This is a genomic window from Enterococcus sp. DIV0240d (assembly GCF_051711245.1).
Lineage (GTDB): Bacteria > Bacillota > Bacilli > Lactobacillales > Enterococcaceae > Enterococcus_D > Enterococcus_D casseliflavus.
On sequence record NZ_JBIOMG010000001.1, the window covers coordinates 634,208 to 649,300 of the forward strand.

Here is a 15,093-nt window from a genome sequence, read left to right on the forward strand (position 1 = left end):
AATGAAAAAATAGCAACCTTCGTTTTCCATCAGGGAAACGAAGGTTTTTTGTTTTCAGAAATTTCATTGGTTATTTCTTTTCAAATAACGCCCTTTATAAAAAGACCAGAATCGATTCCTTCATAAAAAAGTCAAATTTAAATTCTTGCATTCTCTGGTGAGGGGTGTATAATGACACAGTGTCATATGACAACGTGTCATATCGAGAGCTGTGATTTATTTTAAATTAGAAAGGAGTTGCTTGTGATGCCGACCGATACATTTTTTCACTTGCCGCCAGAAAAACAAAAGCGCATCTTAAATGCGGCGAAAAAAGAATTCTCAAGACTGCCGCTGAAAGACGCCTCGATCGCCAACATCATCAAAGATGCCGAGATTCCTCGCGGGAGTTTTTACCAATACTTCGAAAACAAAGAAGATCTTTATTACTATTATTTCCATACGTTGAAAAAAAATAGTCAGCGAGATCTGCTGAAATCGATCCAACATGAAAACGGGGATCTGTTTGCGGGGTTCGAATGGTACTTTTCACGGATGATCGCCGAGGTTTTCAAAGGCAAAAACGCAAACTTTTACCGCAATTTATTTATGAGTATGGATTATCGTTCCTTCCATAAAGTCGTGCCAGAGATGCAGCACAAGATGCATCAAGAAAACAAAGCCGATCGGCAGAAGCAGCAAGCCATCTTTTTGTCAGAGGTCGACAAAGATTTATTGAAAGTCAAAGACGACCATGAGTTGAAAATGCTGATCCAGCTGCTGATGCATACCGTCTTTTCGACGATTGCCGAAGCCTATCGCCAATCAGCGTTTGATCCAGACTATGATCCTGCCGAAGCGATCGCTGATTTCAACAGTAAAGTCCGCTGGTTAAGAGAGGGCGCAAAAAAAGAAAGAGGGGAAACCTATGATTAAGCTGATAAAACGCGTATCCGTCATTTCTATAATCATGGCAGTGGTGTTTATGGTGATCCAAGTCGTTTCTGATTTGTATCTACCGACATTGACTTCCAATATTATCAACAATGGGGTGGCGACAGGCGACATTGATTACATTTGGAAAACCGGCTTTTACATGATCGGCTTTTCATTGATCAGTATCATCGCCGCTTTAGGAAATACGTATTTCGCAACAAGAGAATCACAAAAATTAGGACAAAAACTACGTTCGGACATTTACCAAAAAGTTGAGAATTTTTCTTCTCGATCGTTTGATAAATTTGGGACCGCATCATTGATTACAAGAACCACCAACGACGTCAACCAAATTCAAATGGTGACGCAAATGTTTTTACGTATGATGATCAATGCACCGATCACACTGATTGGGGCGAGTTTCTTGGCCTATCAAAAAGATGCCCAATTAACCCGAATCTTTTTAGTCGTTATTCCTATCATGCTAGTATTGGTCGGCGGTATTATGTATTTTGCCGTTCCTTTATTCAAAAGTATGCAAAAGAAAACCGACCGTTTGAACTTAGTCTTTCGTGAAGGCTTGACGGGGGTCCGCGTTATTCGGGCATTTGACAAGACGGATTATGAAGCGAATCGCTTTGATGAAGCCAACAAAGATTACACCCACACCGCGATTAAAGTAAACACCATCGTGGCATTGATGATGCCATTGATGACGTTGATCATGAGTGGGACGAACATTGCCATCACATGGTTTGGGGGTCATTATATTGCCGAAATGACCTTAGAAGTCGGAAACTTGATTGCGTTTATGACCTATGCAATGCAAATTTTGATCAGCTTTATGATGCTGTCCATGATCTTCGTGATGGTGCCAAGAGCCCAAGCATCAGCTGATCGGATCAACGAAGTCTTAAATGAAGAAGATGAAATTCTCGATCCAAAAACACCAGCGACATTGAGCTTACAAGGGGACCAAGCAACCTTGGCCTTTGACCATGTGGCGTATCGCTACCAAGGCGCTGAGAAATTGGCGTTGGAAGATATCGATTTTCAAGCAAAATCTGGTGATTTTGTTGCCATCATCGGTGGGACGGGCTCAGGGAAAACGACCTTAGTCAATCTCTTGCCTCGTTTGTACGATGTGGAGTCTGGTGCAATCAAAATCAATGGGGTCAATATTGCAGAAGTCACCCAGCACAATCTACGAGAAGTCGTGGGCTTTGTTCCGCAAAAAGCGGTACTGTTTTCTGGTACCATTCGTGAAAATATGAAATACGGAAAACCCGATGCATCAGATGAAGAAATCTGGCAAGCACTAGAGATCGCCCAAGCCAAAGATTTTGTCTCCGAACTGGCAGATGGCTTAGATAGCCGTGTAGAACAAGGCGGCGGCAACTTCTCTGGTGGACAACGTCAACGTTTAGCGATCGCTCGTGCGTTAGTGAAACAAGCAGATGTCTATGTCTTTGATGATTCCTTCTCCGCACTGGACTTCAAAACCGATGCCAACTTACGAGCAGCGCTGAAACGCGACATGCAAGACAGCATTATGGTCGTGGTTGCCCAACGGGTCAGCACCGTCATGGATGCCGATACGATCTTAGTATTGGATGAAGGAAAACTCGTAGGAAAAGGAACCCATGAATCGTTAATGGCAGACAATGAAACCTACCAAGAAATCGTTTCTTCACAATTGAGAGAGGAGGATCTTGCATGAGTGAAAAGAAAACAAAAACACAACACCGTGGCGGACCAATGGGCGGCGGTCCAGGCCGTAACATCGGTGCCAAAGGACCAAAACCAAAAAACTTTTGGGGGACGGTCAAACGGCTTTTCGGGTACATGTCGAAACGCTCCATCGCTATCATTGCCGTCTTCGTTTTAGCGATCGCAGCCGTGATCTTCCAAATCCAAACACCGAAAATTTTAGGGGAAGCGACCACTGAAATTTTTAAAGGTGTCATGATCGGTGCGCAGCAGATGCAAGCCGGCCAACAGGTAACAGAATTTCCTATCGATTTTGAGAAAGTTGGTCAAATCATTTTGATCGCGATCGGCATGTATGTGATTTCAGCCGTCTTCAACTTTCTACAACAGTTTATTATGACCCGTGTCTCGCAACGGACGGTTTATGAGCTGCGTCGTGACTTAGATGAAAAAATGAACCGCTTGCCGATTTCTTACTATGATACTCACTCAAATGGGGATATCATGTCACGGGCGATCAATGATATGGATAATATCGCAAGTACCCTGCAACAAAACTTGACCCAATTTATTACGAGTGTCGTGACCTTTATCGGGGTTTTGTGGATGATGCTGACGATCAGTTGGCAACTGACTTTGGTTGCTTTAGCAACGGTTCCTTTAAGCTTGATCGTCGTGATGATCGTCGCACCAAAATCGCAAAAATTCTTTGCGGCACAACAAAAAAGTTTAGGATTGCTCAATGACCAAGTCGAAGAAACTTACGGCGGTCATACCGTTGTCAAAACCTTCAACCATGAAGCTGCCGATCAAGTCGTTTTTGAAGAAGAAAATGACCGTCTGTATTCCGCTGGTTGGAAAGCCCAATTTATTTCAGCGATCATTATGCCCTTGATGAACTTCATTAAAAACTTAGGCTATGTCTTCGTGGCTGTCCTTGGTGGGATCAAAGTGGCGAATGGGAACATGACGTTAGGGGATGTGCAAGCATTCTTGCAATACACCAATCAATTCTCTCAACCAATCACTCAAATCGCTAGCTTACTAAACACCATCCAATCAACCGTTGCATCTGCCGAACGGGTCTTTGAAGTCTTGGATGAAGAAGAAATGACTGATGAGCCTTCTGGATTGCCAGTGGAAGACAGTGAATACAAAGTTCGTTTCGATCATGTTCAATTTGGTTATGCGCCAGACAAATTATTGATGACCGATTTTAATCTGGATGTCAAAGCTGGTGAGATGGTGGCTATCGTAGGACCTACCGGCGCTGGGAAAACCACGCTGATCAATCTCTTGGAACGTTTTTATGATGTTTCTGGCGGTAGCATTCGTTACGATGGCAAAGATACCCGAGACTTGACTCGTGATGAGTTGCGTAGTAATATCTCGATGGTGCTGCAAGATACGTGGTTGTTTACTGGTTCCATCTATGACAACATTCATTATGGAAATGAAAAAGCAACCAAAGAGCAAGTGATCGCTGCGGCGAAAGCTGCCCATGTGGATGATTTTGTTCGCAAATTGCCAGAAGGCTATGATACGGTCTTGAATGAAGAAGCCAGCAACATCTCCCAAGGTCAACGTCAGCTGATCACGATCGCCCGCGCCTTCTTAGCGGATCCCGACGTTTTGATTTTGGATGAAGCAACTTCTAGTGTCGATACGCGGACGGAAATCTTGATCCAAAAAGCAATGGGTCGTTTGTTAGAAAATCGGACCAGCTTTGTGGTTGCTCACCGTCTCTCTACGATTCGTGATGCTGACAATATCATCGTGATGAATCACGGGTCCATTGTTGAGACTGGAAATCATGAGGAATTGATGGCACAAAACGGTTTCTATGCAGACCTGTATAACAGTCAATTTTCAGAAGAAGTGGCGTGATCCACTGTTTGTAATGAAAGAAATTCTTCCCCAAATGATGATAAACAGACCGCCAAAGGTTGACTGAAAGAAAGCAGTGATTGTCACTGCTTTCTTTTTTTATGAATTTTTATCGCTTTAATTTAAATATTTATTGCAATTTATTGGATTGAAATGTATATTAATACATAATTTCGAATGATCCAAGACAAGGAGTGAAACCAATGAGTCATCTTTTTCCTAATTACAGCCGTTTACCCATCGACATCCAGCAAGGAAACGGCAGCTATGTGGTAGATTCGCAAGGCAACCAATATTTAGATTTAACAAGTGGCATCGGGGTCGTTAATCTCGGTTATGGGCATCCCAAAGTGCAAGCCGCGTTGATGACCCAAGCAGAGCAGATTTGGCATGTGCCGAATTTGTATGACAGCCAGTTGCAAGAAGAAGTTGCCCAGAAGCTGACCCAAAATCAAAAGAGCGCCTCAGACGAACCGTATCTGGCTTATTTTTGCAATAGTGGCGCTGAGGCGAACGAAGCTGCTTTAAAGCTGGCTCGCAAAGCGACTGGCCGCAGCAAAGTCATTAGTTTTGAACAATCTTTCCATGGTCGAACCTTTGGGGCGATGTCTTTGACTGGGCAAAGTAGTATCCATGATGGGTTTGGACCGTTAGTACCAGAGATGGTGTATGTACCCTTTAATGACCTTGAGGCATTGCAAGCCGTTTTAGATGAGCAGACGGCAGCCGTGTTTTTAGAATTGATCCAAGGCGAAGGCGGTGTGATCCCTGCTGAGGTGGCGTGGGTCCAAGCGGTGGCAGCCCTTTGTCAGGAGTTGGGGGTACTACTGGTGGTGGATGAGATCCAAACCGGGATGGGACGGACAGGAACCCTGTTTGCTTTTGAAGGATATGGCATTGAACCTGATCTTTTTACCGTAGCAAAAGGGCTTGGTAACGGGATCCCTGTCGGAGCGATGCTAGGCAAAAGCCATTTGCAAACGGCTTTTGGACCCGGTAGTCACGGTTCGACCTTTGGTGGCAATAAATTAGCGATGGCTGCTGCTAGTGCTGTTTGCAGTGTGTTGCAAGAAGGGGACATTCAAGTCAATGTTCACTTGCGCCAGCAGCAGTTTCTCGACGGATTGCAAGGACTATCTAAGGTGCAGGCGATTCGTGGGAAAGGATTGATGATCGGTATCGAATTAGCCGATTCGGAAAGCTTGCAATCCGTGTTGACCCAACTGCGGAACCAAGGCCTCCTCGCATTAAAAGCGGGATCCAAGGTTTTGCGCTTGCTGCCGCCTTTAACGATCTCGCAAGAGGAAACGACAGCAGCCTTGGCGATTTTGCAAGCTGTCTTAGCATAATTGCATAAAAATAGATTTTTCGGGCTTTTTTTCTTATAAAAACCGAATAATAGTGAATTTATTTTGAATAGTTTTATAAATAATCATTGACAGAGCGATGGGAGTTTCTTATAATCTTAAGTAAATTCTTTTGAGGAGTGACGTGTTTGAAGGCAGCAATCGTTGGTGTAACAGGGTATACCGGAATTGAATTGATTCGTTTGATCCAGCAACATCCCCAATTGGAGGTGGGCACCTTGCATAGTCATTCTATGCATGAAAATTCATCTGTTTTGTATCCTCATTTAATTGGACTGACAGAGCGGCTGATCGAACCTTTTGATGCAGAAAAAATCCAAAAGGAAAATCAACTCGTGTTTTTTGCGACTCCTGCTGGAATCAGCAAAGAACTCGCAGCGACTCTTGTCGCAAATGACTTTCCAGTGATTGACCTTTCTGGTGATCTGCGATTGAAGGATCGGGATAGCTATCAAAAATGGTATCACCAAGAAGCTGCACCTGCCGAGTTGTTGGCACAAGCGACCTATTCGCTGCCTGAGTTTGCACCGACTCCTGGCAATTTGATCGCCAATCCAGGCTGTTATGCGACTGCTGCCATTTTAGCTGCTGCGCCGTTGGTTCAGCAAAAACTATTCAGCGGTACGTTGATTTTTGATGGCAAGTCGGGTTTGTCGGGTGCTGGTAAGAAATTGACGGACAGCAGTCACTTTGCAACCGCTGCGGATAACATGACGATGTATAAGCCAAATCAGCATCAGCACATTCCTGAGATCATGCAGCAGTTTAAGCAATGGGATCAGGCAATGCCGCCGATCCAATTTTCTACCAGCTTACTGCCTGTCAAAAGAGGGATCTTTATGACGCTTTATGCGCCTATCAAAGACGCGATTTCGCAAGAGGACATCTATGAGCAGTACGTAAAAACGTATCAAGACCATCCGTTTGTCCGAGTGCAACCGTTAGGAAAGCTGCCCGAGCTGCGGCAAGTGACGGGAACGAATTTTTGTGACATTGGCATATGTTTCAATCCGCTGACCCAAGTGTTGACCGTTATCGCAGTGATCGATAATTTAGGCAAAGGGGCTGCTGGCCAAGCGATCCAAAACTTCAATCGATGGGCAAAGATACCAGAAACGACTGGTCTTATGCAAGCACCGTTATATCCATAAAATAGCCAACAGACGCGTGAGGATACTCGTGTCAGCCAGTGGACAATCCGCAAAAGGTGGCAGTAGGAGGAAAGAAAATGAAAGAAATCGAAGGAACGATCGCAACCCCCAAAGGTTTTTTTGCCGACGGTCTGCATTGCGGTCTGAAGAAAGAGAAAGTCGATCTTGGTTGGATCGTCTCTGAAGTGCCAGCCAGTGCTGCAGCAGTCTTTACCACCAATCAAGTACAAGCAGCACCCATTCTCGTTACAAAGGAAAAAATGCAAGCAGGCACCTTGCAAGGTGTGATCGTCAATGCGGGTAATGCCAATGCTTGTACCGGGGAGCAAGGTTTAAAAGATGCACAAGAGATGGCAGAATTGGCAGCAGCCCAGCTGCATACGAGTCCCGAAGCCTTTGCGGTAGCCTCCACCGGGATCATTGGTAAGAGCTTACCGATGGAAAAAATCACTGCAGGGATTCAGCAACTAAACAGGCAAGGGGATGCCCACCGATTTCAACGAGCGATTTTGACGACGGATCTGACTGAAAAAAGCAGTGTCATCCAATCAACGATCGCTGACAAAACGGTGACTGTTGCGGGCTGTGCCAAAGGGTCTGGTATGATCCATCCCAATATGGCTACGATGCTGGCCTTTGTTACGACGGATGCGGCGATCGCTCCAGCACTCTTGCAAGTACTGCTGAAAGAATTAACCGACGTTACCTTCAATCAAATCACGGTCGATGGCGATACATCCACCAATGATATGGTGTTAGTTTTAGCTAACGGGTTAGCCAAAAATCCAACGATCGAAGCTGACACGCCAGCTTATCATGAGTTTAAAGGGATGCTCAAATCAGTTCTGACCGCACTAGCCAAAGCAGTTGCAAAGGACGGAGAAGGCGCCAGCAAATTGATCGAAGCTCATACGAGTGGAGCTGTGACCGATGAAGCAGCCCGAATGATCAGCAAAACCATCGTCGGTTCGCCACTGGTCAAAACAGCTCTCTTTGGCAAAGACCCGAACTGGGGGCGTATCTTATGTGCAGTGGGCTATAGTGGGCAGCCGATCGATCCAGCAACGGTATCGATTGCATTAGCCGACATTCCCGTCTTTGTCCAAGGGACACCGGTAGCTTTTGACGAAACCATCATGCAAGAACAATTGGCGGAAAATGAAGTCAAAGTCGTTGTCGAGCTGAAAGAAGGGGCAGGTGTTGGCACCGCTTGGGGCTGTGATCTGACGTATGACTATGTGAAAATCAACGCACTATATCATACCTGAAAGAAATCAGGTACTAGACAAAAAGGAGCGAGTAGATGGAAACGATCGTAGTAAAAATCGGCGGTGTCGCCTCAGACAATTTAACCCCGTCATTCTTTGAGACGATAGCAGACTGGCAAGCTGCGGGCAAAAAAGTAGTCATCGTCCATGGCGGTGGTCACTACATCTCAGAAATGATGGAGAAAATGGCGTTGACAGTCACGATCAAAGACGGCCTGCGGGTGACCGACCCCCAGACGCTTGAAGTAACTAGAATGGTCCTTTTGGGACAAGTTCAACCGCTGATCACGACCGCTTTCCAGCAAGCTGGGTTCCATGCCGTAGGACTGAATGCTGGCTGTGATCAACTGATTCAAGGAGAAGTCATTGATGAAGAAAAATTAGGACAGGTGGGGAAGGTTCAACAAATCAACGCTGCTTTCCTGAAGCTCTTGACAGAGAAAAAACATGTCCCGATCCTGGCACCGCTAGGAATTACCCCAGAGGGGCAATGGCTGAACATCAATGCCGATGAAGTAGCGTGTCAGGTTGCTGCTAGTTTACAAGCAGAAAAACTATATTTGTTGACGGATGTCCCTGGGATCAAGCAAGAAAGCCAGTGGTTATCAGCTGTTTCTTTTGAAGAGATCCCCCGTTTGATCACCGAAGAAGTAGTCACAGGCGGCATGCTGCCAAAACTAAAAAGTGCGCAGAAAGCCTTGAAAGCAGGGGTAGCTGCCGTTTGTATCACCGATCGAATCGATCGTTTAGGAACCCAGATCCTCGCGGCAAGTCCAGCCGCAGCTGTCTGTAGCTGAAGTCATTAGCAACACCCAAATGCCTCTTCTCTACTCATAAAAATGCAAAATTCTGACTTTTCTGTGCTTTTCTTCTTATTTTCTCTAAAAAAAGAATAAAATAGGTAGGGATTTCATTTGCTAGAATTTCGTTTTATCAGTACAATGAGTACATATGTAAGTAGGGGGAGAAACAATGACAGATTTCTTATTGGGGAGCAGTACGAAGTTGCTGACTGTTGCAATCCGGGTAAAAGACCGCGATCAAGCGATTGCCTTTTATCGGGATGTACTTGGTTTTGAGTTGAAAAGAGAAGAAAATGAATTGGCCATCTTTGGTCTAAAAGGATTAGATAGAGAAGTTTTATGGTTGGAAGAAAGCCCGCGTGCCAACGATCACTTCGGCGAGATCAAAAAAATGCAGCGCATCGTCTTAGCCGTATCCTCATTAGAAGAAGCGGCAACTATCGCGAGCAATGCCCAACAAAAAGCGATTGCTTTCGAAGAAGCTCGTTATGAAGCGAATCAATTAGGCTTTATTATAGCTGATCCAGAAGGGAACAAAATTGAAGTCTTATTTACAGCACCCGCAGGAACTGCGGTACCAAAAGACGAAGCAGAATTGATCAAAGCGGCACCTGCAAAAGCGGCTGGCTTATCAAAAGAAGCTCATTTTGGCAAGCTGTATTTAAACGTCAGTGATCTAGCCAAAGAGCAGCTTTTCTTAGAAGAAAGCTTAGGCTTGAAAACAAAAGAAGCCGAAACGAAGGAATTTATCCTCAATGATGGTGACTTCCAAGTCGGCTTGACTGAAGCACAAGGTGGTACGATCGATTTGCCGACCCATGAGGTGCTTGGCTTAGACTTCTTGAAAATCTCCATCAGTCAAGAAGATATCGATACATTGGAAAAACACTTGTCTGAGAAGAAGCAAGAGTTTTTCATCGACAAAAAACGGAAGTTGTTGACGACCTACGATGCGATCGGTATCGAATGGTGGTTTATCGTTAAAAAATAAATCTAAATAGATAAGAAAAAACATCGGAAACTCTTTTGAGTAGTCGATGTTTTTTGATGACTAAGAAACCAAGCAAGCGAATCGACTAGCTGATCGAGTCGGATAGTTGGAGGAAAAAAGGGGATAACGAGTTTTGTTTGCTGCTAAAAAGTGCTAAAGTTAGAAGCAAGACAAGCCTGAAAGGAGCGAGTATGGAACGATGACAATGTACCCAAAAACAGTACAGCTCATTCAAGAAAAAATGCCGACCGTTTTCCCAGGAGCGGTGCTGCGTTTTATCGCTGGTGAAACCCAAGAGACCCATGTATTCGGACAGGCAGCGCTTCTTCCGAAAACCGAACCTATGACGAAAGATCATTTGTTTGATTTAGCCTCATTGACGAAAGTCGTTTGTACAACGAGTGTTCTGTTAAAATTGTGGGATCAAGGAAAAATCGAGATGGAGGCGCCGCTTACTCGTTGGCTGCCAGCGTTTAAAGACGATCTGGTAACGATCAAGCACTTGCTGACGCATACGGCAGCCATCAACACGTGGATTCCTCATCGAGACCAGTTGGATGCTGCTGCCTTGCGCAAGGCGTATTTGCAGCTTGAAAGCAGTGATACGATCGGTCAAACGGTCAACTATACGGATACTGGGACGATTTTGCTGGGCTTTTTATTGGAGGAGCTGTATCAAAAACCAGTGACCGAGATTTTTCAAGAAGAAGTCTTGACGCCTTTAGGCATGAAGAACAGCGGCTTTCCGCCTTTTCCTCCCTCACAGCTGCCAATGATCGTTCCTACCCAGCAGCAGCCAGACGGCAGCATCCTTAGAGGAATCACCCATGATCCTAAGGCACGAGTGTTGGGAAACCATGCCGGCAACGCAGGGGTGTTTTCTACCGTGGATGACTTGACGCTTTTCGTTCAACTGTTACTGGCAAATGGTCAGCAGCAAGGAGCGCCGTTTTTCTCAGAAAAAGTCATGCAGGCGCTGACTCACAGGCAGACGCCTGAAAGCACAAAGCCTCGCACCTATGGTTGGGACTTGTTAGGTGCACCGTATCAATTATTTCATACAGGCTATACAGGCACGTTTCTCGCAGTAGATATCCCTAACAAAAAAGCGTTTATTTTCTTATCGAATCGGGTCCATCCAGTGGATCATCGAGAAAGCTATTTGGGTCATCGTGACGAAATCCTGCAATGTTACTTAAAAGAAACTGCCGAATAAGCGGATTCATGCTATAATATGCACGAACAACTAGAGAGGGGAACAATTATGGAACCATTGTTTATGAAACCTGTTTTTCAAGAAAAAATTTGGGGCGGCAGTCGCCTGCATTCTGTTTTTGGTTTTGATTTACCGAGCGACAAGATCGGTGAAGATTGGGCGATCAGTGCGCATCCTCATGGGGTGAGCGTCATTGAAAATGGGCCGTTTAAAGGCAAAACATTGGCGGATCTTTGGCAAGACCATCAAGAACTATTTGGTCATTCAGACGAACCAGTCTTTCCATTATTAATTAAAATTTTAGACGCAGAAGATGATCTATCCGTTCAAGTCCATCCTGATGACACATATGGGTTAGCCCATGAAGGGGAATTAGGGAAAACGGAATGCTGGTACATCATTGATGCCGAACCAGGTGCGGAAATCATTTATGGCCACCATGCCCAAACCAAAGAAGAACTTGCGGAAATGATCGAAGCGGGTCGTTGGGATGATTTGTTAACAAAAGTCCCTGTGAAAAAAGGCGATTTCTTCTATGTGCCAAGCGGAACGATCCATGCCATTGGAAAAGGGATCATGATCTTGGAAACCCAGCAGAGTTCGGATACGACTTATCGGGTGTACGACTATGATCGTACCGATGATCAAGGACAAACTCGGGAGCTGCATATCCAACAATCGATCGATGTGACGACGATTCCTGCACGGACGCCAGAATTATCGATCCGTGAGGTCAAACAAGGACAATCAGCAGTCGTTACCTATCTTGAAACGCCATTTTTCAATGTGTATGAGTGGGAAGTACGTGGGAAATTATCGTTGGCACAAAAGGCCGATTATACTTTGATGACCGTGATCGATGGGTATGGGCATTTGATGATCGACGGTCATTCCTATGAACTAAAAATGGGCACGAGCTGCATTTTGCCAAACCCGATCAAGAAATGGGAATTGGTTGGTGAATTGACTGTCATTGCCTCTGAACCTGGAAAAAAATAAAACGATCAGTAAGTGACGTGAGCCGCACAAGCAAAACAGCACACGTTCCTGATTTTTCGTAAGGCTGAACTCGTTCAGCTGCCTGTCATCATTGGCGATTTTTCCGCTTTTGACTGACAGGTTTTTTCGTATGGACACTCACGATAGACGTCTGAGGAAGATTTGTTATAATGGCAGTAATGAAGGATAGGTGAAAAGAATGGTTTACTTAGATCATGCAGCAACGACACCGCTGCATCCAGAAGTGATCAAAGTGATGAGTGAAACGATGCAGACATTTTTTGGCAATCCATCAAGCATTCATCATTATGGTCGAGACGCCCACACCCAATTAGAATTGGCTCGTCAAGCGATCGCTCAGCAGCTAGGAGTCAAAGAACATGAGATCATTTTTAATAGTGGTGGTACCGAAAGTGATAATACAGCAATCATCGGTACAGCCCTTAGCAAACAAGCACAAGGCAAACATATCATTACGACCCAGATCGAACATCCGGCGGTCATTGAGAGTATGCGCTATTTAGAAGGCTTAGGCTTTGAGGTGACCTATTTGCCCGTAGATCAAAAGGGGCAATTGGCCGTCAGTGAAGTTGAGGCTGCCTTACGTCCCGATACGATTTTAGTATCCATAATGACGGCAAACAATGAAACGGGCAATTTGCTGCCGATTGCAGAAATTGGGGCCCTTTTACGGGAGCATCCCGCCGTGTTTCATACCGATGCCGTGCAAGCTTATGGCAAGATCCCGCTTGAAATCAATGAAAACAGTATTGATCTTCTAAGCATTTCTGCTCACAAAATCAACGGACCAAAAGGGATCGGCTTTTTGTATAAACGAGATGGCTTGTCGCTGCCTGCGCTACTCCATGGCGGCGAGCAAGAAGAAAAACGGCGAGCAGGGACGGAAAACTTAGCAGCCATCATGGGAATGGCCAAAGCAGCTTCTTTGCATACCCCCGAAGCGCAGCAAGCAGCGGCGGAACAATATCAAACGTTTGCCGATGTGCTGATGGAGACCTTAGCAGCACAAGGCGTCGATGTTCAGTTGAATGGTGATCCAGCACACAAATTGCCGCATATTTTGAATCTGCGTTTCCCAGGTGTCAGCAGTGACTTGCTGCTGATGAAATTGGACTTAAAAGGGGCTGCGATCTCGACAGGCAGCGCTTGTACGGCGGGCAATGTGGAGCCCTCCCATGTGCTCGAAGCGATGGTGGGCAAAGAGCATCCAGCTATTCGGGAATCGGTCAGAGTCAGCTTTGGCTATGGCAACACATTGGCGGAAATCGAAGCATTTGCTCAGCTATTAGCAGAAACTGTCTTAGCCACGAAAAAGTAGGAGAACAGCTAGCAATCTCGCTGAAAACTATTTATAATGAAAGAAATGATGTTAAAGAGGTGAAGAACATGGCATTTGAAACAACAGCAACCGTTTTAGGCGCAGCAACCCAATACCGCATTGCTCCTGAAGCAAAAAAATATACGTTGCGGGACAATGGCTTTACAGAAACGAACGGCGGCAACTTCCAATTGATTCGCGGCCTTGAAGCAACACCCCAAAGCAAAGAAGGCTTTAAATTAAAAATCACTGTTGCAAAAGATCTGCAAACCTTCAAGATGTCCATCACGACAGCCAATGGGTTAAAAGCAGTCAATATTTTCAAAGATGAACAGCACAAAATGTTGCAAGAAAAATTTTACTTTTTAATGGATGGTTTTATCAGCCGCGGGTTGTTTGTCAAAGCGTAAGCTTTTGTCAAAAGCAGCTATATCATTCAAAGGGCAAGAAGTGTGTCACTCCGCCAAGCAGGCATGGGATTGATACACTTCTTTTGTATCTTTGGCGGTTTCTTTTTATACTATAGAAAACAAACCCTAGGTGTTCGCAGGAACAGGATGAGTTAAGACGAGAAAGAGGGAATCAAGATGAAACGATCCTTAAACAAGCAATCAGTGCTAGCCGTCGGCATGGGGACTTGGCATATGGGGGATGACCCAGCCAAGGAAAAAGCCGAGATCGATGCGTTGCAAGCGGGCATCAAAGCTGGAGCGGCTGTCATCGATACCGCAGAAATGTACGGCGAGGGAAACGCAGAAACACTAGTTGGCAAGGCGATCCAGCCCTTTACACGAGGGGATCTTTATTTGATTTCAAAAGTCTATCCTTGGAATGCCTCCGCAGATGAATTGCCGAAAGCTTTAGACCGCAGCTTAGCGCGTTTAGGCACCGACTATCTTGATTTGTATCTGCTCCACTGGCGAGGAGATGTGCCGTTAGCAGAAACAGTTGACGCACTAGAAGCTGCCAAAGCTTCTGGAAAGATTCGTGCATGGGGCGTCTCTAATTTTGACGTGGCAGATATGGAGGAGCTGTTGCGGTTAGAAAACGGCGATCAATGTGCCGCCAACCAAGTACTCTATAATTTAGGTGCCCGGGGGATCGAATACGATCTTTTGCCTTGGCAGGCAGAGGCTGAGATTCCTGTGATTGCCTACTCACCCATTGCTCAAGGCGATCGGCTAGGGCACCACTTCAAAAATGATGAAGTGTTGAAAGAGCTGGCAGAAGCCAAAGGCTGCACGATTTTTCAGCTGCTTTTGGCATGGACCCTTCGACAACCCCACGTCTTAGCGATCCCCCAAACCAGTGACTCGCTGCATATGCTGCAGAACATTGAAGCTTGCAAAATCGTTTTTTCCAAAAGCGAATTGGCAGCAATCGATGCGCGGTTTCCTGCACCGACGAAAAAGCAGCCGCTAGCGATGATTTGAAGACGCTGATCACA

The 15,093-nt window shown here is 45.4% G+C and carries 13 protein-coding genes; all 13 read left to right on the top strand.

Annotated elements, in window-relative coordinates:
* Nucleotides 1-246 precede the first annotated feature (246 nt).
* A complete protein-coding gene (locus IGJ25_RS03005) occupies nucleotides 247-915 on the top strand; it encodes a TetR/AcrR family transcriptional regulator (RefSeq protein WP_005227217.1) in 669 nt (222 codons plus the stop codon).
* Nucleotides 908-2,635 carry an ABC transporter ATP-binding protein gene (locus tag IGJ25_RS03010; RefSeq protein ID WP_005227218.1) on the top strand — a complete coding sequence of 576 codons (1,728 nt, stop codon included), beginning with the start codon at nucleotides 908-910 and terminating at the stop codon, nucleotides 2,633-2,635. Before IGJ25_RS03005 ends, IGJ25_RS03010 begins: the two co-directional genes overlap by 8 nt.
* A complete protein-coding gene (locus tag IGJ25_RS03015) occupies nucleotides 2,632-4,512 on the top strand; it encodes an ABC transporter ATP-binding protein (protein WP_225000910.1) in 1,881 nt (626 codons plus the stop codon). The genes IGJ25_RS03010 and IGJ25_RS03015 overlap by 4 nt, the downstream gene beginning before the upstream one ends.
* A gap of 203 nt (nucleotides 4,513-4,715) precedes the next feature.
* Nucleotides 4,716-5,861, top strand: a complete 1,146-nt coding sequence (locus IGJ25_RS03020; RefSeq protein ID WP_081116173.1) for an acetylornithine transaminase — start codon at nucleotides 4,716-4,718, stop codon at nucleotides 5,859-5,861.
* 146 nt (nucleotides 5,862-6,007) lie between these two features.
* Nucleotides 6,008-7,030: an N-acetyl-gamma-glutamyl-phosphate reductase gene (gene argC, locus IGJ25_RS03025; RefSeq protein WP_438779091.1), complete on the top strand. Its 1,023-nt coding sequence runs from the start codon at nucleotides 6,008-6,010 to the stop codon at nucleotides 7,028-7,030.
* A gap of 77 nt (nucleotides 7,031-7,107) precedes the next feature.
* A complete protein-coding gene (gene argJ / locus IGJ25_RS03030; RefSeq protein ID WP_010748690.1) occupies nucleotides 7,108-8,298 on the top strand; it encodes a bifunctional glutamate N-acetyltransferase/amino-acid acetyltransferase ArgJ in 1,191 nt (396 codons plus the stop codon).
* 35 nt (nucleotides 8,299-8,333) lie between these two features.
* On the top strand, nucleotides 8,334-9,095 hold the full coding sequence (gene argB / locus IGJ25_RS03035) for an acetylglutamate kinase (protein WP_015508861.1): 762 nt from the start codon (nucleotides 8,334-8,336) through the stop codon (nucleotides 9,093-9,095).
* 175 nt (nucleotides 9,096-9,270) lie between these two features.
* Nucleotides 9,271-10,092: a VOC family protein gene (locus tag IGJ25_RS03040; protein WP_010748692.1), complete on the top strand. Its 822-nt coding sequence runs from the start codon at nucleotides 9,271-9,273 to the stop codon at nucleotides 10,090-10,092.
* A gap of 199 nt (nucleotides 10,093-10,291) precedes the next feature.
* On the top strand, nucleotides 10,292-11,308 hold the full coding sequence (locus IGJ25_RS03045) for a serine hydrolase domain-containing protein (protein ID WP_225000908.1): 1,017 nt from the start codon (nucleotides 10,292-10,294) through the stop codon (nucleotides 11,306-11,308).
* 45 nt (nucleotides 11,309-11,353) lie between these two features.
* On the top strand, nucleotides 11,354-12,307 hold the full coding sequence (gene manA, locus IGJ25_RS03050) for a mannose-6-phosphate isomerase, class I (RefSeq protein WP_170920124.1): 954 nt from the start codon (nucleotides 11,354-11,356) through the stop codon (nucleotides 12,305-12,307).
* Nucleotides 12,308-12,506: 199 nt separating this feature from the next.
* Nucleotides 12,507-13,646, top strand: coding sequence for a cysteine desulfurase family protein (locus tag IGJ25_RS03055; RefSeq protein ID WP_015508865.1), 1,140 nt, complete (start codon nucleotides 12,507-12,509; stop codon nucleotides 13,644-13,646).
* A 68-nt stretch (nucleotides 13,647-13,714) separates the two neighbouring features.
* The gene (locus tag IGJ25_RS03060; RefSeq protein WP_005232263.1) at nucleotides 13,715-14,056 is read left to right on the top strand and encodes a DUF1831 domain-containing protein; all 342 of its coding nucleotides are present in this window, start codon (nucleotides 13,715-13,717) and stop codon (nucleotides 14,054-14,056) included.
* 177 nt (nucleotides 14,057-14,233) lie between these two features.
* Complete coding sequence (locus IGJ25_RS03065; RefSeq protein ID WP_010748695.1) at nucleotides 14,234-15,079, top strand: aldo/keto reductase; 846 nt, start codon at nucleotides 14,234-14,236, stop codon at nucleotides 15,077-15,079.
* The last annotated feature ends 14 nt before the right edge of the window (nucleotides 15,080-15,093 follow it).